Source organism: Parasphingorhabdus sp. (genome assembly GCF_036963705.1).
Taxonomy (GTDB): Bacteria; Pseudomonadota; Alphaproteobacteria; order Sphingomonadales; family Sphingomonadaceae; genus Parasphingorhabdus.
In genome coordinates this window covers 37,311-57,900 of sequence record NZ_JBALUT010000012.1, presented here as the reverse complement: position 1 = coordinate 57,900, position 20,590 = coordinate 37,311, and the positions used below count along the sequence as shown (strand labels likewise).

22 protein-coding genes are annotated in these 20,590 nt (G+C 56.0%); 8 read left to right on the top strand and 14 right to left on the bottom strand.

Translation table 11 applies throughout. The features are described from left to right. Positions 1–65: 65 nt before the first annotated feature. The gene (locus V7680_RS04770; RefSeq protein ID WP_335652144.1) at positions 66–1,241 is read right to left on the bottom strand and encodes an acyl-CoA dehydrogenase family protein; all 1,176 of its coding nucleotides are present in this window, start codon (positions 1,239–1,241) and stop codon (positions 66–68) included. 216 nt (positions 1,242–1,457) lie between these two features. On the opposite strand from V7680_RS04770, the gene V7680_RS04765 reads away from it, so the two are divergent. Further along, entirely contained in the window at positions 1,458–2,525 is a 1,068-nt protein-coding gene (locus tag V7680_RS04765; protein ID WP_335652143.1) for an NAD(P)-dependent alcohol dehydrogenase, read from the top strand. Positions 2,526–2,538: 13 nt separating this feature from the next. Here the strand turns inward: V7680_RS04765 and V7680_RS04760 are convergent, their stop codons facing one another. The 5 genes from V7680_RS04760 to V7680_RS04740 all read right to left on the bottom strand — a co-directional run bounded on the left by V7680_RS04760 (position 2,539) and on the right by V7680_RS04740 (position 6,953). Beyond that, positions 2,539–3,282 (bottom strand): enoyl-CoA hydratase/isomerase family protein, encoded by a 744-nt coding sequence (locus tag V7680_RS04760; protein WP_335652154.1) that lies wholly within the window; start codon positions 3,280–3,282, stop codon positions 2,539–2,541. 102 nt (positions 3,283–3,384) lie between these two features. Then, on the bottom strand, positions 3,385–4,698 hold the full coding sequence (locus V7680_RS04755) for a serine hydrolase domain-containing protein (protein WP_335652142.1): 1,314 nt from the start codon (positions 4,696–4,698) through the stop codon (positions 3,385–3,387). After that, positions 4,655–5,296, bottom strand: coding sequence for a 3-oxoacid CoA-transferase subunit B (locus V7680_RS04750; protein ID WP_335652141.1), 642 nt, complete (start codon positions 5,294–5,296; stop codon positions 4,655–4,657). The genes V7680_RS04755 and V7680_RS04750 overlap by 44 nt, the downstream gene beginning before the upstream one ends. Before the next feature lie 2 nt (positions 5,297–5,298). Beyond that, on the bottom strand, positions 5,299–6,243 hold the full coding sequence (locus V7680_RS04745; RefSeq protein WP_335652140.1) for a hypothetical protein: 945 nt from the start codon (positions 6,241–6,243) through the stop codon (positions 5,299–5,301). Beyond that, the gene (locus V7680_RS04740) at positions 6,243–6,953 is read right to left on the bottom strand and encodes a CoA transferase subunit A (protein ID WP_335652153.1); all 711 of its coding nucleotides are present in this window, start codon (positions 6,951–6,953) and stop codon (positions 6,243–6,245) included. The genes V7680_RS04745 and V7680_RS04740 overlap by 1 nt, the downstream gene beginning before the upstream one ends. Positions 6,954–7,051: 98 nt before the next feature. Here V7680_RS04740 and V7680_RS04735 point away from each other — a divergent pair, with 98 nt between their 5' ends. Next, entirely contained in the window at positions 7,052–8,125 is a 1,074-nt protein-coding gene (locus V7680_RS04735; protein WP_335652139.1) for an esterase-like activity of phytase family protein, read from the top strand. A 4-nt stretch (positions 8,126–8,129) separates the two neighbouring features. Here the strand turns inward: V7680_RS04735 and rpmB are convergent, their stop codons facing one another. Beyond that, positions 8,130–8,420, bottom strand: a complete 291-nt coding sequence (rpmB, locus tag V7680_RS04730; protein ID WP_176280734.1) for a 50S ribosomal protein L28 — start codon at positions 8,418–8,420, stop codon at positions 8,130–8,132. Positions 8,421–8,571: 151 nt separating this feature from the next. On the opposite strand from rpmB, the gene tadA reads away from it, so the two are divergent. Continuing rightward, the gene (gene tadA / locus V7680_RS04725; RefSeq protein WP_335652138.1) at positions 8,572–9,030 is read left to right on the top strand and encodes a tRNA adenosine(34) deaminase TadA; all 459 of its coding nucleotides are present in this window, start codon (positions 8,572–8,574) and stop codon (positions 9,028–9,030) included. A gap of 3 nt (positions 9,031–9,033) precedes the next feature. Here the strand turns inward: tadA and V7680_RS04720 are convergent, their stop codons facing one another. The 3 genes from V7680_RS04720 to V7680_RS04710 form a co-directional block, all read right to left on the bottom strand. Further along, positions 9,034–9,834 (bottom strand): LytR/AlgR family response regulator transcription factor, encoded by an 801-nt coding sequence (locus V7680_RS04720; protein ID WP_335652137.1) that lies wholly within the window; start codon positions 9,832–9,834, stop codon positions 9,034–9,036. After that, a complete protein-coding gene (locus V7680_RS04715) occupies positions 9,831–11,063 on the bottom strand; it encodes a sensor histidine kinase (RefSeq protein ID WP_335652136.1) in 1,233 nt (410 codons plus the stop codon). Before V7680_RS04715 ends, V7680_RS04720 begins: the two co-directional genes overlap by 4 nt. A gap of 300 nt (positions 11,064–11,363) precedes the next feature. Then, positions 11,364–11,903: a winged helix-turn-helix transcriptional regulator gene (locus V7680_RS04710; RefSeq protein WP_335652135.1), complete on the bottom strand. Its 540-nt coding sequence runs from the start codon at positions 11,901–11,903 to the stop codon at positions 11,364–11,366. Positions 11,904–12,078: 175 nt separating this feature from the next. Between V7680_RS04710 and V7680_RS04705 the strand changes: the two genes are divergently transcribed. Together V7680_RS04705 and V7680_RS04700 are read left to right on the top strand one after the other, a co-directional pair. Next, positions 12,079–12,408, top strand: coding sequence for a CC_3452 family protein (locus tag V7680_RS04705; RefSeq protein ID WP_335652134.1), 330 nt, complete (start codon positions 12,079–12,081; stop codon positions 12,406–12,408). Between the two features lie 173 nt (positions 12,409–12,581). Then, complete coding sequence (locus tag V7680_RS04700) at positions 12,582–14,672, top strand: RelA/SpoT family protein (protein ID WP_335652133.1); 2,091 nt, start codon at positions 12,582–12,584, stop codon at positions 14,670–14,672. 34 nt (positions 14,673–14,706) lie between these two features. Here the strand turns inward: V7680_RS04700 and V7680_RS04695 are convergent, their stop codons facing one another. The 3 genes from V7680_RS04695 to rpsU form a co-directional block, all read right to left on the bottom strand. Beyond that, a complete protein-coding gene (locus V7680_RS04695) occupies positions 14,707–15,219 on the bottom strand; it encodes an FKBP-type peptidyl-prolyl cis-trans isomerase (RefSeq protein ID WP_442954972.1) in 513 nt (170 codons plus the stop codon). Between the two features lie 130 nt (positions 15,220–15,349). Beyond that, a complete protein-coding gene (locus V7680_RS04690) occupies positions 15,350–15,937 on the bottom strand; it encodes an FKBP-type peptidyl-prolyl cis-trans isomerase (RefSeq protein WP_335652131.1) in 588 nt (195 codons plus the stop codon). A 35-nt stretch (positions 15,938–15,972) separates the two neighbouring features. Beyond that, complete coding sequence (gene rpsU, locus V7680_RS04685) at positions 15,973–16,179, bottom strand: 30S ribosomal protein S21 (RefSeq protein ID WP_067197663.1); 207 nt, start codon at positions 16,177–16,179, stop codon at positions 15,973–15,975. Between the two features lie 260 nt (positions 16,180–16,439). Between rpsU and V7680_RS04680 the strand changes: the two genes are divergently transcribed. Together V7680_RS04680 and V7680_RS04675 are read left to right on the top strand one after the other, a co-directional pair. Continuing rightward, positions 16,440–17,204, top strand: coding sequence for a class II aldolase/adducin family protein (locus V7680_RS04680; RefSeq protein ID WP_335652130.1), 765 nt, complete (start codon positions 16,440–16,442; stop codon positions 17,202–17,204). A 112-nt stretch (positions 17,205–17,316) separates the two neighbouring features. Further along, positions 17,317–17,856 (top strand): (2Fe-2S)-binding protein, encoded by a 540-nt coding sequence (locus V7680_RS04675; RefSeq protein ID WP_335652129.1) that lies wholly within the window; start codon positions 17,317–17,319, stop codon positions 17,854–17,856. A 29-nt stretch (positions 17,857–17,885) separates the two neighbouring features. On the opposite strand, the gene V7680_RS04670 is transcribed toward V7680_RS04675, so the two are convergent. Further along, entirely contained in the window at positions 17,886–20,048 is a 2,163-nt protein-coding gene (locus tag V7680_RS04670) for a TonB-dependent receptor (RefSeq protein ID WP_335652128.1), read from the bottom strand. A gap of 161 nt (positions 20,049–20,209) precedes the next feature. On the opposite strand from V7680_RS04670, the gene arsC reads away from it, so the two are divergent. Then, positions 20,210–20,560: an arsenate reductase (glutaredoxin) gene (gene arsC / locus V7680_RS04665; RefSeq protein ID WP_335652127.1), complete on the top strand. Its 351-nt coding sequence runs from the start codon at positions 20,210–20,212 to the stop codon at positions 20,558–20,560. Positions 20,561–20,590: the final 30 nt, after the last annotated feature.

Sequence of the window (20,590 nt, the reverse complement as noted above, 5' to 3'; positions counted from 1 at the left end):
CCTTCGCCTGAGCGTTCGGTCAGCCGGATGCGGGCTGACCAGAAACTGGCGGCCCGTGGCTCCGGCTAGCCTTCACTGGCCAGATTGTGCGCTTTCTTGATTTTCTTGGCGAGCGACCATTTGTGCACTTCGGTCGGCCCGTCATAGATGCGGAAGGCACGAACCTCGCGGAATATTTGCTCGACCACCGTGTCCTTGCTCAGTCCCGTACCGCCCATCACCTGAACACAATTGTCAGCAATGCGGAACAGGGCTTCGGAAACGGCGACTTTTGCCATCGAACTTTCGCTGGTCCCCAATGCGCCGGTATCGAGCACCGTCGCGCACCAGTCGATCATCAGTTCGGCCTGCTTGAGGTCGATCTGGTTCTGCGCCAGCATGAATCCAACGCCTTCATGATCGATCAGCGGCTTGCCAAATGCATGGCGTTTGCAGGCATAATCAATTGCGATTTCCTGCGCTCGGTCACAGCAACCGAGCCAGCGCATGCAATGGGTCAGGCGAGCCGGTGACAATCGCACCTGCGCATATTTGAACCCTTCGCCGCTTTCGCCCAGCATCTGGTCTGCAGGCACGCGGAGATTATCGATCTTCACCACCGAATGGCTGCCCGGCATCGAACTGTCGATGGTGTCGAGCACCCGCTCGATCTGGATCGCGGGATCGGGAAGGTCGACCAGAAACATCGTCGCACCTTCATCCGACTTGGCCATTATAATTCCGACCTTGGCGCCTTTGGCTCCGGTGATGAACGTCTTGCGGCCATTGATCACCCAATGGTTGCCATCCGGCTTGGCGGTGGTCTGCATCATCATCGGGTCGGAACCAGCACCATTTTCGCTAGCCGGTTCGGTCATGAAAAAGGCCGAACGTTCTCTGCCCGACACCAGCGGTTCGAGGAACCGCTCCTTCTGTTCCGGCGAGGCACATTTGCCGAGCAGATACATATTGCCCTCATCCGGCGCGAACGTATTGACCGCCAACGGGCCGAGCGGGGAGAGACCGGATTTGCGCAGCACCAGCGCCGTCTCGAGATGGGTCAAATGGCTGCCATCCTCCCGGATGTGCGGCGTCAATACGCCAGCTTCCCTGGCGAGCACCCGCATTTCCTGGACCAGACCATCGGTCGGTCCATGGTCTTCACAGCGCTCGTCCTTTTCATAAGCAAAGATTTTGTCGCGGACGAAATTCTCGACCCGCTCCGCTATGTCAAGCGCCTCGGCGCTGATCCTATTGGTCATGGATTCTCCTCTGTTTGGAGAATCGTTACGGCAGATTAGTCTGCTGCGCCATAGATTTGGATATAGTCGGTTCTGGCGAGCAATCATGGCTCCACCCAAATTGCCCAGCACCCAAGAAAACCCGCTCCGCGCTTGTAGCCTGGCGAAAAACACGCCAGTATATCCTTTTGCGGCTCCATCCCCCGCGCAAGTCCGATCCGTTGAAAAGGCACCAGCATGACCGATACGCAGACCAACGAATATCCCACCAAGGGCTATGCTGCCCATGCAGCGGACAAGCCGCTCGAACCCTTTGCGTTCAACCGCCGCGGCCTGCGTCACGACGACATATTGATCGAAATATCGCATTGCGGAATTTGCCATTCCGATCTGCACAGCGCCCGCAACGACTGGGGCCGCAGCAGCTATCCTATCGTCCCAGGTCATGAAATTGTCGGCCATGTCAAAGCCGTCGGAGAAGATGTCACGGACTTTGCCGAAGGCGACCGCGTCGCGGTGGGCTGCATGGTCGATGCCTGCCTCGAATGCGATCATTGCAAACAGGGTCTGGAACAATATTGCCTGAATGGCGGCATGACCGGCACTTATGGTGGCAAGGACCGGCGGGACGGCAGCATCACCCATGGCGGCTATTCGGACAAGATTGTCGTCCGCAAGGAATTTGTCCTGCGGATTCCCGACGGGCTGGAGATGGGCGCTGCTGCGCCGCTGCTCTGCGCCGGGATCACTACATATTCCCCGCTCAAACAGTGGAAGGTCGGACCGGGCAGCAAAGTCGCTGTTATCGGTCTCGGTGGCCTCGGCCATATGGGCGTCAAGCTGGCCGCTGCCATGGGCGCGGACGTCACGGTGATCACCCGCACCGAAGACAAGCTGGGCGATGCAAAGGCTTTGGGCGCAAAGACGATATTATTGTCGACCGATCGCGCAGCGATGAAAGCCGCAGCGAACAGTTTCGACATGATCCTCAACACCATACCCGTGCCGCATCCGGTGGCCCATTATATGCCTTTGTTGAAAGTAGACTGCGCGCAGGTGCTGGTCGGCGTCATCGATATGCTACCCGAAATGCACAGCGGTCATTTTCTCGGACGCCGGATCCTCACCGGCTCCGGTATCGGCGGGATTGCCGAAACCCAGGAGATGCTGGATTTCTGTGCGGAGAATAATATTCTTCCCGAAGTCGAAATGGTGGCGATGCAGGATGTGAACAACGCATATGACCGGATGGAAAAATCCGATGTCCGTTATCGATTCGTGATCGACATGGCGACCCTGGCCTAGGACCCGGGCCCGCCTATTTGCCTTTGCCGGTGAATGCCGCGATCCGCTCGTGCATGTCCGCCCCGTGGCCTTCGGATTCCATCACTTCCCATTGCAGCCCAGCATCCAGTGGGCCGCCATCGGTTGCCTCCAGAAGGCGCTTGTTCGCAGCGTGAGAGAAACCGGAATTGGCGACAATTCTAGTGGCAAGTGAAGCAATCTCGGCGTCGAATTGTTCGAGAGGCACCGCATATTCGGCAAGACCGATGCGCACTGCTTCGTCGGCCCTGATCATATCGGCGGTGAACATCAGCCGCTTGGCGGTCGCTATGCCAACCCGTCTCGGCAGGCGCTGAGACATGCCCCAGACCGGCGTCAACGCCCATTTGCTATGGGTGTCGCCAAAGCGCGCGCTGTCGGCCGCGATTATAAAATCTGCCGCCAGTGCGACTTCGAGCGCTCCGGTATAGCAATGGCCATGCACCGCAGCGATCACCGGCATCGGCAGCTTTTCAAGCAATCGTAGCGTTTCGGAATGCCATCCGCGCGAAGGCACTGCCTCGCCTTCGGCAATGTCACCCAAATCATGTCCGGCTGAAAAGCATTTCCCCGCTCCGCGCAGAACCACGCAACCGATGCTCTCGTCCTTGCGCAGGTCGGCTACATGATCGCGCAATTCTTTAAACATCGCTACAGTCAGGGCGTTTAATTTGTCGGGACGGTTGAGGGTCAGCAACGTCCACCCGGCCTGATCTTCGCGCAGCACCAATTCTGTCATCACCTGTTGCTCCCTTTGCAAATGCTTTTGATGCTGATCGACAGCATTAACCGGCCACCCACCCTACTAGAACGCTCAAGGGTCCTATCGCAAGATTTTGCGCTAGCGATGGGGCGGCGTAGGATCGGGTAACGGCAGATCGGACAGGTCTAGCCAGTCATTGCCAATCTGACCATAATAGCTATCGAACACCGCGAAAGGCATCCGGAACGGTCGCCCCCAACCGCTGTTCCACATCACTGCTACGCCGGTACGGGTCGCCGGGTCGAATATCATCGTCGCGCGGAAGCCATCGACCGCGCCGCTGTGCCCGACCAATCGCCGACCGGCATAAGTGAAGCTGCGCCAGCCCAGCCCGTAGCCGGGATCGCCGAGCGCACGAGCTAGATCACCGCCATAGACCCGCGCGGTGCGGACCAGCGGCGAATGGGCGCGTGCCCGAACCGCCTCCGACAGGACATCTTCATTCTCCCCCATCTGTGCGCGGAGCCAGCGCGCCACGTCGACGATATCGCTGCTGACGCCAGCGGCGGCAGGCACCCGCCAGTAGGATTCGGACAGCGTGCGCACCTCCTCCCCTCGATGGGGCCGCGCCCAGCTTTGCGCTCCGGTTAGCCCCGCCATCCCAAATCGCGCGCTCTTCATCCCAAGCGGTTCGAAAAGCTGCTTTTGCACTGCATCGGAATATATCATTCCCGCCGCCTGCCCCAATATCTCGCTCGCCGCATCAAAGGCGATATTCTGATAGCTGTGACAGGTTCCCGGCACGCACTGCAGCGGAGCCGCCGCCAATTGCGCGCGGAGCAGGCCCGGGCTTTGTCCATCCTCCAGCTTTTCATCATAGGCATTTTTGGTCAGGCCTGTCTGGTGCGAGAGAAGCTGCGCTAGACTGATCTGGGACTCAGCGCCGCCCGGCAGTCTCAGTGAGGATTGCCAACTGCTCAGCGGAGCATCGAGATCGAGCTTGCCATCGACCGACAATTTGGCGGCAAGCGAGCCCGCTACACCTTTCGATAGCGAAGCCCAGCGGAATACTGTCTGCGGGCTCACGAGTTCACCGCTGTCTTTATTGGTCACGCCATAAGCACGGACAAAACTGATCTCGCCATCCTCGACAATGGCAACCGCCATGCCCGCCATTTCGGGCCGCGCCGCCAGAGCTGAAAATTTCTGGTCCAGGCTGCGATAATCAATCTTGCCCTTCCAGTCACCGGGTTCGGTTGGTAGCTTCCGTTCCAGTTCGGGTTCGATCAATGCAGATAGCGGAAAGCCGGCTTGCTGCTCGACAAGAATCCGGTAACCGTACCAGCCAACCAGCAATGCAGCAGCCAGCCCGAACAGCAGCGGGAGATGTCTCGGCATCTTCAATATATTATAATGCCACTTCAAAAGCTGCGGTGGTTTTGGCCGCGACATCCTCGGCGCTGACTCCCGGGGCCAGTTCAATCAGCTTGAACGGGCTGTCGTGATCGTCGCGCTTGAACACAGCAAGATCGGTGATGATCATATCCACGACATTGGTGCCGGTGAGCGGCAATGTGCACGCCGGAATAAACTTGGGGCTGCCGTCTTTTGCGCAATGATCCATTACGACGATGATTTTCTTCACCCCCGCGACCAGATCCATCGCGCCGCCCATGCCCTTGATCATCTTGCCAGGGATCATCCAGTTGGCGATATCGCCATTTTCGGCAATTTCCATTGCTCCCAATACGGTCAGATCAATATGGCCGCCACGAATCATCGCGAAACTGTCGGAGGAACTGAAATAGCTCGACGACGGCAGCTCGCTGATCGTCTGTTTGCCAGCGTTTATCAGGTCAGCGTCGATCTCGTCTTCATAAGGAAATGGTCCGATGCCCAGCATGCCATTCTCGCTTTGCAGCGTGACCTCTACTCCTGCCGGAATATGGTTGGCCACCAATGTCGGAATACCAATCCCGAGATTTACATAATAGCCATCCTGCAGTTCCTGCGCCGCCCGAGCGGCCATTTCATCGCGAGTCCAGGGCATATCTATCCTTCTTTCTCAACCGGTATTGGGTTTGTGGCTTCATTCGCCTCCACGAGTGGAGGCGGTGTCAGGAACCAACCATTATCAAACATATTCTCAAGCGTGATCGCACCATCCGGATCCCGCAAATAGGCATAGAGTTCGTCAAAATCAGCGCGGTCGTCACCGGCCATGGCGACAATGCAATAGTTGCGCGCAGCGTCCCATCGCCGGACCTGTTTGCGGTCTTCGCGACCGCGGTCAAGGAAAAGAAAATCATCAGATTCGGGTTGCGAAAATCCCGCCTCATTGAGAATGGCCGAAATTCTTTCGGACGCGGCCATGGGTGCATCGGATAGCCAGATCACACTGATTTCGGCGGTGCGCAAGCTGCGCAACACTTCAATCAAACCATTTTGCCGGTACAGCGTTTCCGCTTCCATCCAGTCGCCACCGGTCGTGTCGTCAAGGTCGATAGCCACAGCCAGGGGTTTCCCCGCACAACCCACGGTTTCCGGCTTGAAAATATCCACCCGCGGCACCAGCACCACCGATTTAACGCCCTCTCCCGCTTCCAGTCTGGCCGCCTGTTTCAGGGCGTGCGTCGCGAAACCGGCATAGGGTGATGCATCCGACCCGATCGGGCGATAAAATTGGGAAATATAATCTGCCACGTCCCCGTCAAGACCGACCTCGGCAATCTCGAAAGCGCCGCCCTGTCCGGAGAATATTCTTTCGCTCGCAGGCAATCGAGCGGTCGTGCCGCTATCGGAACCAACCGTGACTTTGCCGACCGGCATCGCGAGGTCAATAGCACCGGATGCGACCAGTTCCTGCTTCGCCTCTGCGCGATCAATCTGGTTTTTGCCCATGGTACCGAGCGCCGCCAGTGGCAGCAGCGCAGCAACGCAACCGGAGAGCAACGGCAGGGTTGCCAAAGCAATCAGGGGCAGGCGAAGACGGTTCATCAGGCGTCAGCGCGCTCCCGGGTCATGCGAAATTCGATTTTCTTGTCATAAGGCGCACCGTTGATCAGGCGTTTGACATAAATGCCTGGCAAATGGATGCTATCCGGGTCCAGCTCACCGACTTCGACGATTTCCTCGACCTCGGCAACGCAGATCTTGCCCGCGGTCGCCATCGGGGCATTGAAATTGCGCGCGGTTTTGCGGAAGATCAGATTGCCCGCCTTGTCCGCCTTCCATCCCTTGATCAGGCAGACATCTGCAAAAATTCCATGTTCGAGAATGAAGGTTTCACCATTGAAATCCTTATGCTCCTTGCCCTCGGCTACCTGCGTTCCGACTCCCGTCTTGGTGTAGAAGCCGGGAATACCGGCACCGCCGGCGCGGCATCGTTCGGCGAGTGTCCCCTGGGGGCAGAATTCAACCTCCAGTTCACCGGAAAGAAACTGCCGTTCAAATTCCTTATTCTCCCCGACATAGGAGGCGATCATCTTCTTCACCTGCCGCGAGCGGAGCAGCTTGCCCAAGCCTTCATTATCTATCCCCGCGTTATTGGAGGCAATCGTGAGGCCCGAGGCTCCGTCCTTCTGGATCGCATCGATCAGACGTTCCGGAATTCCGCAGAGACCAAAGCCCCCGACGCACAGATGCATGCCATCGAACAAAAGGCCGTCGAGTGCGGCCGCCGCATCGGGATAGATTTTCTTCATAATCGCGCTTTCCTGACTGATTGATTGGCGTCTAGCGCAGGTCGCGCCCGAGCGTCCAGAATAGAATATGTTTGAAGCAACGAATCGGTTATGCGCGAGCCATGATCCGCTTGTTTGCCTGCCTGTCACTATTCTTCTTTCTGGTGCCGGTCACTTATGTGCGCGGACCAGTACCTCCGGCAAATATAAGTCAATATATCGAGCTCGAGCCGGTCGTGCTCGATTCACAGGACCCGACCCGCACTGTGGCTGGTCGCCTCGCCTTTCTCGGTGGCTGGAAAGTCACCAGCGACAATCCCGCATTCGGTGGCATATCGTCGATGCTGGCGTTGCCCGACAAACGCTTCCTGATGCTTAGCGACAATGGAACATTGGTCGGGTTTACATTGGATGAAACCAGGAATCTCGCAATCCGCCCGTTCATCGCGCCTTTGCCCGACGGTCCCGAGAAACCGAATGAATTTGCCAGACAGAATTGGGATTCAGAATCATTGCTCCACAATCCCGAGACCGGCCAATTTTGGGTGGGCTATGAGCATCAGCATAGTATCTGGCGCTACGGTCCGTCCTTCGCTCGCAAAGAAGCAGCACATTATCCCAAAGCCATGAAGAAATGGCCTGAGAATGGCGGAGCAGAGGCAATGATTCGATTGCCCGACGGCCGGTTTCTGGTTTTTTCCGAATCTGCGCCTTATGCCAAAGGCGGCTACCAGGCGCTGATATTTGACGATGATCCCGCCGATCCGACCAGCGAACCGGTACTTTTCGGACATCAGCCTCCAAAGGGCTATAAGCTTACCGATGCGGCGCTGATTGACGATAAGTCCGTCTTGATGCTCCACCGGCGGTTCACACCGCTCGACGGGGTCTCGGCGATCGTGTCAATCGGCCAGCTGGCTGATTTCAAGCCGGGAAAAGTCGCCCGCTCGATCCCGATCGCGACTTTAAAACCACCGCTGAAGGTTGATAATATGGAAGCATTGGCCGTCACCAAGGAAGGTGACGAAGTGATTGTGTGGCTCGCCTCCGACGATAATTTCAGCGCGTTTCAGGAGAGCCTGTTTTTCAAGTTCCGGCTGCTGAAGGGCAAGAAGGCTGTGACAAAATCCATTCGCAAAGGCCAAAATGAAAAAGCCGGAGCGAGCCCCGGCTTTTCAACGTTAGAATCAGATTGATCGCTTAAGCGGTAGCAACCTGCTTTTTCGCGATTTCTTTCTTGAGGCGTTTCACACGCAGGCTCAATTTTTCATCTTTGGTCTTCAACAACCAATTGTCGAGACCGCCAACATGCTCCACGGAACGCAGACCATGGGTCGAGACCCGAAGTTTGACGCCCTTGCCGAGCGTGTCGGACAGAAGAGTTACATTTTGCAGGTTGGGCAAAAATGTCTTCTTGGTCCGGTTTTTGGCGTGCGACACATTATTGCCTACTAGCCGAGTCTTACCTGTCAGTTCGCAAATCCGCGACATCGTATAAGTCCAATTTCTTGTTATTGAGTGATTCCCAGCGGGAAAGTGGGTCCGGATAACCACAAACCATAAGGCCGTCAAGCATTACGGCGCTTTTCCTTGCACGACACCCTATCTGGCAATCCATCTGCTTTCCCGCTAGGCGCAGCCGATGGCTCCGTCAAAACATATATCCTTCATGGACACCGCCGTGGACCTCGCGAAAGCAGCATTGACGGTGGGCGAAGTACCGGTGGGCGCTGTGGTCGTCCAAAGCGGGAAGATTATCGGGCGCGGCCATAATCGCACCCGAATCGATCATGATCCCACTGCCCATGCCGAAATCGTTGCGATTCGCGAAGCGACACGGTTTCTCGGCAACGACCGGCTGGAAGACTGCGACCTTTGGGTTACGCTGGAGCCGTGCACCATGTGTGCCGGAGCCATTGCCCACGCCCGCATCGGTCGACTCTATTACGGAGCCAGCGATGCCAAGGGCGGAGCGGTGGACAGCGGCGTGCGTTTTTTCAATGCACCGACCTGCCATCACCAGCCGGAAGTTTACGCCGGAATGGATGAGGAAATATCGGCGGAATTGCTGAAAGATTTTTTCCGGAGTCGGCGGGACTAGCCTTTAATGTACGAATCGCGCGACGACATCACGGTAACTGCGCGACACCTTCACTTGCGCACCCGATCCCAATACCAGGAAACATTCACCATTGGTATGTGGCTTGACCTCGCGAACCTGGTTGAGATTGACGATGGTTGAACGGTGCACGCGTTGGAAATGACGGGGATCGAGACGTTTCTCGAGGTCCTTCATGGTTTCGCGCAAAATCAGGCTGTTGTCGGCGGTGTAGATGCACATATAATCTCCGGCCGCGTCGATCCGTTCGATCGAATCAACATCGACCCGGAAAATCTGGCCACGATCTTTCACATTGATCAGCTTCTCATAACGGTCGGCAGAGGCCGGTTCTTCCGAATCGCCCATATTTGCCATGGCATCCGGTGCCACTTCGCTGAGCACCGACTTGAGCTTCTCGATTTCGTCGGCACCGCGTTTTTCCGAGAGACGTTTGCGCACCCGGTCAATCGCGTCCGCGAGCCGGTCTTCCTCGACCGGTTTCACCAGATAATCGATCGCTTCGGCTTCGAACGCGCGGACAGCATGTTCGGAATAGGCGGTCACAAATATGAACAGGGGCGGCTCTATCTCCATGATTCCGCGCACCACCGAGAAACCGTCAAACCCGGGCATCTGGATATCGAGAAACACCAGATCTGGCTTCAATGTCTTGATCTTGCGAATCGCTTCCCGGCCATTGCGGCAGGTATCGACGATCTCGATATCGTCGAATTTTTCGAGCCGGATCTGCAAACCCTGAATCGCGAGCTTTTCGTCATCGACTAATATCGTCTTGATCGTCATGTTTTTAAATCCTTATGCTGAAAGGATGCCATCGCCGGGGTATTGACCGGCTCCCGCTGATGGGCATCGCTGGATGCATGCTCCCCAAAAATCGTTTCGTTTCTCACTTGTTCATCGGTCGCCGAATCATCGGCGGCTTCCCGGTCGATCTGTTCTCTCGTTTCAAATGGCAAAGCGATGATAACGGTAAACCCTTCACCCGGAGATGAGCGCGTTTCGAATATCGCGGACTCTCCATAAGCCTGGTTTAACCGCTCCTGAATATTGCCCAGGCCGACGCCGGTTGAATCATATTTGGCGGCGATCGCGCCCATTTTCCCCGGCCCGGTATCCGACACCGTGATGCGCAACTTGCCCCGGTCAAGATGGGCGGAAACCGAGATGTCCGCGCCCTCTTCCTGCGGGGTTACCGCATATTTGATCGCATTTTCCACCAATGGCTGGAGCAATAAGGACGGCAGCAATGCATCGCGCACCGCCGGATCGATATCGAAATGGGACCGCAGGCGTTCTTCAAAACGCATCTTCTCGATATCGAGATAGAGATGCAGCGTTTCCACTTCCTGTGCCAGAGTCACCCGGCTGTGGACTTCGTTGACCAGTGTGTGGCGAAGGAACGACGACAGGCGCGACAGCATCGCATTGGCCGGTTCGGTCTGGCGAAGAAGCACGAGCGTCGATATGCTGTTCAACGTGTTGAAAAGAAAATGAGGATTGAGCTGATAGCGCAGCATTGCGAGCTGAGCGCGGGTAGCCTGGGCCTCCAGCTGCAGTAGCTGGTCATTTTGTTCCTCGACACGCAGGAAGAAATTGATCGCGTAATATAGCGCAGACCACGCCCCGAGCAACATGATGCCGAGGAACAGTGACCCCAGGAATAGAGTGATGAACGCGGTTTCGCTTGTCGGGTTCTGGATCAGAAAAACCCAGGCATCGATGAACGCGTATAGCGCCGCGGCAATCGTCAGAATTGCAGCAGTGCTGCTCCATGTCACGATCGGACGGCGGTGAATCAGATTCTTGTATACCACCGACAGCAGCAAGGAGATCGAATAGCCGGTGATCGTCGAGATGATGACCGGCACCAGGAAGCTCAAAGGCAATCCATTGGATATCCCGCCAATCGCCCGCAAGATTAGCGCGCCGGCCCAGCCCGCAGATTGCAGGTTCCAAAATGCCCGGTTCTTGTTGCCAAAAAACGGCTGGGGGCGAATTTCTAGGACGGCCATTAATCTATCTATAGCGGGGCATTGCCCGTTGGGGAAGAATCGCTCATCATTTGCTCAAATAAAGGTCTCGACCGGCATTTTTTCGGTATCTCGGACAGGATCGCGACATGGGTGAACAGTTTAGAGGCCAGGAACAATTTGAAGATTGTACCGAATTTTGAGCAAAATATGATCGGATGGCCTTTGATACGGCTTATTTCACAGCGCCGCTGGAATTTTTCGAACCGATCGGTCGGCGGGTCATGACGCGACCGATAAACAGCATCTACCCGACTGAATAGCGGCCCCCTGACTTAACTTTTAAGCGGCCGAGGATTCGCCTATTTCCTTAAGGTGGCGAACGACCATGTCTTCGCGATTGGTACCGTCCGAATCCGATTTCAGTTCTGACTCGTCGATCCAGCAAAGGTCTTTCATTTCCAGGATCCGGTCATCATGCGCCCGCATGCTGATCTTGCCAATCGGCTGCCGGTCACGCGAATCGCACAATATCGGATTGGACGGGACGCCGGTTTGCCATTTTTCGCCCCATTGCCGAAGCGCGATCATCGTCGGTAGCAAGTCCTGACCCTTGTCGGTCAATCGATACTCGACCTTGCGCTTGTCATGATCACAGGGACGGCGGGTCATGATCCCGGCCTCCACCATGCGGGTAAGCCGGTTTGCCAATATGTTCCGGGCGATACCGATTTCCGATAGGAAATCTTCAAAATGTCCGACGCCGTTAAGCGCGGCGCGCAATATCATGAAGCACCAACGCTCACCGATAACCTCCAGCGCCATGGGTAGACTACATTCACCGCCGGTCAAACTCGATAGATCTTCTCTGATTTTGTCCATGATCCTGTTCCTAAACCAGTTTGACGATGAGTGCGAAAAAAATATAAGTTTTTAGTTGCAACTTAAAACCTATTAATCTAAGTACTGATTCGCAACTGATATTGCAAGGCTAATTTTCTCCCCCCTGGCCGTCGAACAAACGGCCGGGAAACTGACAGATAAGAAAGGATATACCATGCTTCTCTCCCAAAGCCCGCTTCGCGCATCGATCATATTCAGCATTGCCGCGATGACTTCTCTCGCCCTGTTTACCGCCACGACGGCCGAGGCCCGCAGCACTTCCATCGCTTACACAGCAGAATTGCAGGCCCCAGTCGAAGCCGCGCAGGAAATCATCAAGGGCACCGTCATCCGCTGCGATGGTACAGAATGTGTTGGCGGCAAAAGCAGCTCTTCGCCCCGTACGGTCTGCGCGAAAATCGTCGACGAATTCGGGCCCGTTGCCAGTTTCGCCTATAAAGGCGAAGCGTTTGACGCCGAGGCCCTCGCGAGGTGCAACGATTGATTTGACGATCCCCGCCTGACCGGTCTCTCGCTCCCGACAGTAGCCAGTTCGCTGGCTCCCCCCGGTCAGTCTTAGCGCCGAAGCCATGCCTCTGGTCCCTTCCCCGGACATGAGAGCCGGCTTCGGCGCTCTTTTTTGTTGCCCCCGCCGCGAAAGCGCTACATCCTTGTCCGATGCTGAGGCAATATGAACTGGTGGAACGGGTCCGATCCTATGATCCCGATGCGGATGAAGATCTGATCAACCGCGCTTATGTTTTTTCGGTGCAAAGACACGGCAGCCAGAAACGCGCCAGCGGCGATCCCTATTTCAGTCATCCGATCGAAGTCGCTGGGCTGATGACCGATCTCAAACTGGACCAGCAGACGATCGTCACCGCGCTGCTCCACGACACCGTCGAAGATACGCTCACCACCTCCGAGGAAATTGCAAAATTGTTCGGCGAAGAAATCGCCCGGCTGGTAGATGGTGTGACCAAGCTTTCCAAGATCGAAGCGCAGACCGATAATGAGCGTGCCGCCGAAAATCTGCGCAAATTCCTGCTGGCAATGTCAGACGATATCCGCGTTTTGCTGGTCAAACTTGCCGACCGCCTGCACAATATGCGGACGTTGCACTTCATCAAGAGCGAGGAAAAACGGCTGCGGATAGCCCATGAAACCATGGATATTTATGCGCCGCTCGCCGAGCGGATCGGCATGTATGAATATATGCGCGAGATGCAATTGCTAGCATTTCGCCACATGGAACCGGAAGCCTATGAAACCATCACCAAAAGGTTGCAGGCGATCAAGGAAGGCGATGAAGGGCAGGTCGAGAAAATCTCCCAGTCGATCCAGAAGGCGTTAGCAAATGGTGGCCTCGCAGCGGAAGTCAGCGGAAGGGAAAAACATCCCTATTCGATCTGGCGCAAGATGCAGGAACGCCATGTCAGCTTTGAACAGCTGACCGACATCATGGCGTTCAGGGTGGTTACCGACAATAGCGCCGAATGCTATCGCGCCCTTGGTATCCTGCACGAGAAATGGAAAATGGTTCCTGGCCGGTTCAAGGACTACATCTCCACGCCCAAGCGCAACGCCTATCAATCGATCCACACGACTTTGATGCACGGCAATAATATGCGGGTGGAAATCCAAATCCGTTCGCAGCGTATGCACGAGGACAATGAATATGGCCTCGCCGCGCATTGGGCCTACAAACAAGGCAACCGCCCCGATGGGCAGGCGGGCTGGATCCGTGATTTGATCGAAATTCTAGACCAGGCGGAAGATGCAGAAGAACTGCTCGAGCACGCCCGGCTGGCAATGTATCAGGACCGGATCTTTGCCTTCACTCCCAAAGGCACGCTGCTGCAACTTCCCAGAGGCTCGACCACGGTCGATTTTGCTTATGCTGTGCATACCGATCTCGGCAATCAGGCGGTCGGTGCCAAGGTCAACGGCCGGCACGTGCCCTTGCGCACCCAGTTGCAAAATGGCGATGTTGTCGAAATTCTGAAATCCAAGGGGCAGGAACCGCAGCCCGGCTGGCTATCCTTTGTCATTACCGGCAAGGCCCGGTCGGCGATCCGTCGCAACGTCCGTTTCAAGGAACGCGACGAGATAATCGCCATGGGCACCGAGCTTTATGAGGAAATCATCGAACGCCTGCCTGGCAAGATCGGTCCGCGCGCGGTCAAGGCGGCGCTCAAGCGACTGGATATGAAGGACCCGGACGAGCTGATGATGGCGATCGGCACCCGCCAGCTCAGCGACCGCGAAGTGATGGAAGCGATCATTCCCGGCAGCGTCAACGACAATGATGACGAGCGGCAGTGGCCCGAACAGGATCGTGCAATCTCGATCAAAGGCCTTACGCCCGGAGTTGCTTTCAATCTTGCCGAATGCTGTCACCCGGTACCGGGAGATCGCATCGTCGGGCTACGGCGCAGCGGCCAAAATGTCGAGGTACACACGATTGATTGCTCGAGTCTGGCAGATGGTGTGGACGCCGACTGGGTGGATCTGAGCTGGGGTAATGAGAGCGACGGCGCGGCGGCGCGGCTATGCGTGGTGCTGCACAACAAGCCGGGAACTCTTTCAGAAATGGCCGGAATTTTCGGCTTTCATAATGCCAATATCCTGAACCTCCGTCTGTCCCATCGTGACGGACCGTTCCATACATTCGATGTTGATCTGGAAGTGCATAATGTCCACCATCTGATGCGGATATTATCTGCTCTGCGAGCGTCCGAAGCGGTCGCCCAAGCCGAACGCTCTTAGTTCAGCGGCCTGCCCAATATAACGACGCGAAAACTCAGGGTGCGGGCGGTGGTCCACCGGGCGCGGCCTGCATTTGCTGCCGCAACTCTTCCATTTGCTCGGCAGAAATAAAGTCCAGCAGAGTGACATCGAAGATCAGCAAGCTGTTTGGCGGAACCAGCTCGCCAGGCGATGCTTCGCCATAAGCGAGTTCCGAAGGAATCCATATCCGATATTCGCCACCCTTCTGCATCAGCTGCAGCGCTTCGGAGAAGCCGGGGACGACGCCGTTAACAGGCATCGGCGCTTGTTCATTGGCATCAAAGATCGTGCCGTCGCGCAGCCGGCCTTCATATTTGACCAATGTGGTATCGGTGACAGCGGGCATCGGGCCCTTGCCCGCCTTGATCACTTTATACTGAAGACCAGACTCGGTTTGTTGGACGCCTGCTTCTTTCGCATTGTCCTTCAAGAAATCGGCGTTGCCCGGCGGTGGAAACAGCTTTTCCCATCCGGCTTGCGCAAATTCGGTCGGGCTGGTTTTTTCTGGTATCGCAGCTGCCAGCATTGCGACCAATATGGCGCCGAGCAATAGCCCGAGCAAAAAAGGCTTGGTCCGCGATGACGATTTGTTGTTCTTATGAGGCTGGCCGATATCGCTCACGCGCTGATCTCCACGGGCAACGAAGCCGCGTTCTTTATTGACCAAGGCCTGGAGGTGGCGGACCACCGGGCATGCCACCCTGCGCCTGCATCTGCTGCCGCAATTCTTCCATTTGTGCCGCGGAAATATAGTCCAGCAGGGTCACATCGAAAATGAGCAGGCTATTGGGCGGAATTTGCTCGCCCGGAGATGCTTCTCCATAAGCGAGCTCCGACGGAATCCAGATCCGATATTCTCCGCCTTTCTGCATCAGCTGCAGTGCTTCGGAGAAACCTGGGACGACGCCGCCGACCGGCATCGGCGTCTGTTCGTTGGCATCAAAGATCGTGTCGTCCCGCAGACGACCTTCATATTTGACCAATGCGGTATCGGTAGCGGTTGGCGATGGCCCCTCGCCCGGCTTGATCACTTTATATTGCAAGCCCGATTCGGTGGTTACCACACCGTCCTCGTCCGCATTGGCGGCAAGAAACTGATCGTTGCTTGCGCCATTGGTGACGACGTTCTGGGTTCCCGTATAAGCGAGAAGCAGAGCAGCACCTGCAATCAGCAACACGCCAAGCCAGATCTTGGTCAGCAAACCCTTTTTAATGGGGTGAATCGGAACCGTCGTGACAGACATGAGCAGGCTACCTTATTATTGTGGAGCCGAAGCGCTTAAATCAGGCCGTCGCGTTCCATACGCTTGCGATCCATTTTGCGGGCGCGGCGAACGGCAGCAGCCTTTTCGCGAGCACGCTTTTCGGATGGCTTTTCATAGTGGCGACGAAGCTTCATTTCGCGATAAACGCCTTCACGCTGCAATTTTTTCTTGAGCGCCCGGAGCGCCTGATCAACATTATTGTCGCGAACCATGATTTGCATAAGACTGAGTAACTCCGTTCAAATTTCGTAGCGGACCAGAAGCAATTTCTTCCGGCCTATAATTGGTGTAAAAGCCATAAATAAGGGTTTGCAGCAGAATCAACCTGCTTCAATCTCGGGTCGCCTATCAATTTCTCTGCACCGAGGCAAGCTTTTACGCGATTCAATGCGTGAATGACGAGAGCTTTGGATTCGTCATTTCGAACCTTTGCTGTAGATTGATGTGTAAAGACTATAAAAGTCGATTCGAGGAGAGAAAAATGGCCACTGCGATCAACATACAATCCAGCTGCAGCGAAGAAGAATGGCAGGCGCGCCAGCGGCTAGCGGTCTGCTACAGGATTTTCGCCTATCTCGGCTGGGACGAGATGATCTTCAACCATATCACGCTCAAGGTACCCGGCGAGGACAACGCCTTTCTGATCAATCCTTACGGCTTGCATTTCAGCGAAGTGACTGCCTCGACCCTGGTCAAAATCGATATCGACGGCAACACGCTGGACGGCTCGACTTATCCCGTCAACAAGGCCGGCTTCACCCAGCACAGCCTGTTTCACCGCGAACTGCCCGATGTCCATGCGATCATCCACACCCATACGACGGCGACCATGGCGGTATCCTCGGTTGAAGGCGGCCTGCAGCCGATAAACTTCTACGCCGCCGCCGTCGTCCCACGCCTTGCCTATCACAAGTTTGAAGGCATTACGGTTCATGAGGATGAAGGCCCGCGCTTTCTCGCCAGCCTCGGCAAAAAACGGATGATGATGCTGGAGAATCACGGACCGGTGGTGATGGGCCGGACGCTCGAACAGGCGTTCCTCAACCACTGGGTATTGCAGCGCGCCTGCGAGATCCAGATGCAGACTTTGTCGATGGGCAAACCGATTGTCATCGGCGAAGAGGTGATCAAGAAGCATCTCGACAATCTGTCGCAAGCTTCGATCGATCCGCTGCAACAGGGTGTGCCGGAATTTGACCCGATGGTACGACTGGTGGATCGTGAAGACAGAAGCTGGCGGGAATAAATTTTCCCTCCCGCTTGCGGGAGTGGCCAGGGGTGGGCATAGATAATTTCATGACGGCTTCAGCATCCATGTCCCAAGCCCCCAGCCTCCTCCCGCTTGCGGGAGGGGAGGCTTGACCAAATTCACCGTCAATGATCGCCCGGTCTGGTACCGGATGGACCCTGAAACGCCGCTCCTCTGGGCGCTACGCGATGCGTCGAATCTCACCGGCACCAAATATGGCTGCGGCACCGGCGATTGTGGCGCCTGTATGGTCGAGGTCGACGGCGAGGCGATCCGGTCGTGCCTTGTCACCATCGGCGAGATGGAAGGCCGTTTCGTTACCACTATCGAAGCGCTGTCGCGCGATCGTAGCCACCCGGTGCAGCAGGCGTGGGCCGCCGAGAATGTCCCGCAATGCGGTTTCTGCCAGTCCGGGATGATCATGGCAGCAGCAGTGTTGCTGAAGAAAAATTCCAATCCGTCGAAAGCCGCGATTGACGAGGCGATTACTAACATCTGCCGCTGCGGTACCTATCCACGCATCCGTGAGGCGATCCAGCGCGCCGGACGCGTGGCGCGCGGGGAAGCGGTGCTCAGCGCAGCGCCGCCTCCGGGAATCGATCCCGAAGACGCCGCCAAGGCGGTCCCTGCGCTAACACCTGGGAAGTGAGTTTTTCACCCGCGAAGGGCGCATGTCTGTTAAAAACCGAATTTCACGGTAAGCCGCGCATTGAGCGGTTCGCCGGTTGAAATATTGTCATTATTATGGACCGACGGATAATAAGTTTCGTCGAGCAGATTTTCGATATTGAGCTGAACCTGTACCTGTTCGCTCACATCATAATAAAGCGCGGCATCGACCCGGGTGAAAGCCGGGATGCGGACGCTATTATCATTGGTGGCGAATTGACTTGATTGATGGGTTACCCCGACACCGGCGCCAAATTGATCGGTGAAATCATATTTGGTCCACAAGGATACCATATGCTCAGGTACCTGGAACAACCGCAAATCCTGGCCGCCGACACTGGCCGCGTTGCGTTGTTGGCCATCGAGATAGCTGTAACCCGCGTTGATCTGCAACTGATCTGTGAGCTTGCCAACCAGCTGCACTTCAACGCCTTCGGTCCGCGAACCGGAAAGGGTGCTATTACCCTGATTGTCGAGCAGGATTGACTGATCGTCGCGATCGAGGCGGAACAAGGCGGTGGTCAGGCTGAGCGCGGGTGTCAGATCCCATTTCACGCCGATCTCGTAATTTTCGAAGGTCTCCGGTGCGAGATTGGCATTGGTCGGATCGAGCGTCAGAAACTGATCGCCGGAACGCGGCAGGAAGCTTTTGGCATAGCTCGCATAGATCGAGATATTCTCCTGCGGCTTGTAAATCGCACCGAAACGAGGCGAGAATTTCTCATCTGTCCGACTTAGCAACAAGCTGTTCTGGATATCATTCACATCCAGATCGAACCGGTCAAAACGCACGCCGCCGATGATATCGAAATGATCACCGATGCTGATCTGGTTCTGCGCGTAAAGCGACAGGAATTTAAGATCGGACATAGTGCTGCGATTGAACGCCGGAAAAGTGAAGGCCGGAACGGCAATCACATCGTTCAGCGGGACGACAATCTGGTCATCATTGCTGGCGGCAAACAATATGTCCCGCCGAGCATTGGCCGATTTCTGCTGACCGATTTCATAACCGAGCAACAGGCTGTGACCGATGGAGCCGGTATCACCCGTCCACAATAGATTGCCCTGCGTAATAAAATTCTCGCGGTCGGTGGTGTCGACATAACCGTCGAGCGTGACCGAATTGGCCGCTGGTGTCAGCCGGATGTCGTTGCTCACCGCATCCACCGGATAGACGTTGCGATAGAGCTTGTCATAATCACCATATTGGGTGGTCGAGCTGAAGCTCAATTCATCACTGAAATCATGCTCCACCCGCAGCTTGACGATATGGGCCTGCAGTGTCGTACGGTTGGTGCCGGGCTGGCCGAACAATGTATCTCTATAACCGGCGAGCGGTCCGCATGGGTCGGCCAACGAGCAGGCATCCGCTGCAGCGCGCAGCTCAGCCGGATTACCCCGGTCTACCGCGCGGTCGTCATCGACATATTCGTAGGACAGCAAGATCCGGTTATCATCGTCCAGCTCGGCGCCGAGGGTCGGATTGATCGCGAATCGACGACCATCGTAAAAATTGCGATGATTGTTGAATTCTTCGTAGAGGCCGTTGAGCCGGAAAGCCGCTGCATCGCCGACGGGCAGATTAAGGTCACCCGCGAGATAAAAAGCGCCAAAGCTGTCGACACTGGCGGTTGCTTCTCCGAAACTACGGCCAGCGATCGGTGATTTGGTCACCCGGTTGATGATCCCGCCGCCGCCGCCGCGACCGAAGATCATCGCGTTCGGGCCTTTGTGGATCTCGACCCGCTCGATATTGTAGAGCGGTCGGAAATACTGAACGTCGTCGCGGATACCATCGACGAAGAAGTCGGCTGTGGTATTCTGACCCCTGATAGTGATCTGATCACGATTGCCCTCGCCCTGCCCGATCGATGCGCCGGGCGTATAACGGAGGATATCACCAATATCCTGAAGCGCCTGATCGTCCAGCTGTTCACGGGTTACGACCGAGACGGTCTGGGGCGTGTCGATCAGCGGGGTGTGGGTTTTCAAGCCAGCGCTGCTGATCGCGACATAGCCCTCTTTCTCGCCGGTTACGATGATCTCCTGATCATCGACAAAACCATCTTCCCACGCCTCCTGAGCCGATGCATGTACCGGATTTGCCGCGATTGCGACCAGACTGGCAGAAGCAAAGAAGCGCAATGGACGGCGCGAAAAATTATTCACAGATAAACTCCTTCATTTGAGAACTATTCTCAATAGTCGCCGCTGCTAATGAGAATGGTTATCAAACGCAACAGCGAACTTTGCTTCCCCTGAGTTTTTCTTTGAAACAACCCTCGCACTTGTGTTTATGGAGTGCTTTCGGCGCAACAGGAGTGAGAAACATGAAGGCCACCATCTGGCACAATCCCAAATGCGGCACCTCCCGCAAGACCATGGCGATACTGGAAGAAACCCCCGGCGTTGATCTGACGGTGATCGAATATCTGAAAAACCCGCCTACCCGTGCCAAGCTGGAACAGCTGTTCGGCGATGCTGGCATCACTCCGCAGGAAGGCTTAAGAGTTCGGGGTTCGCCCGCCGAGGAGCTCGGGTTGACGAAAGACGATGCTACGGCGGATCAGATTCTGGATGCCATGGCCGAGGATTCGAGCCTGATTAACCGGCCGCTGGTCGAGACAGACAAAGGGGTCAGGCTATGTCGTCCACAAGAGCTGGTGCAGGAGATTCTCTGACACGGCCGGCTTTCAGCAGGTCTAAAAACC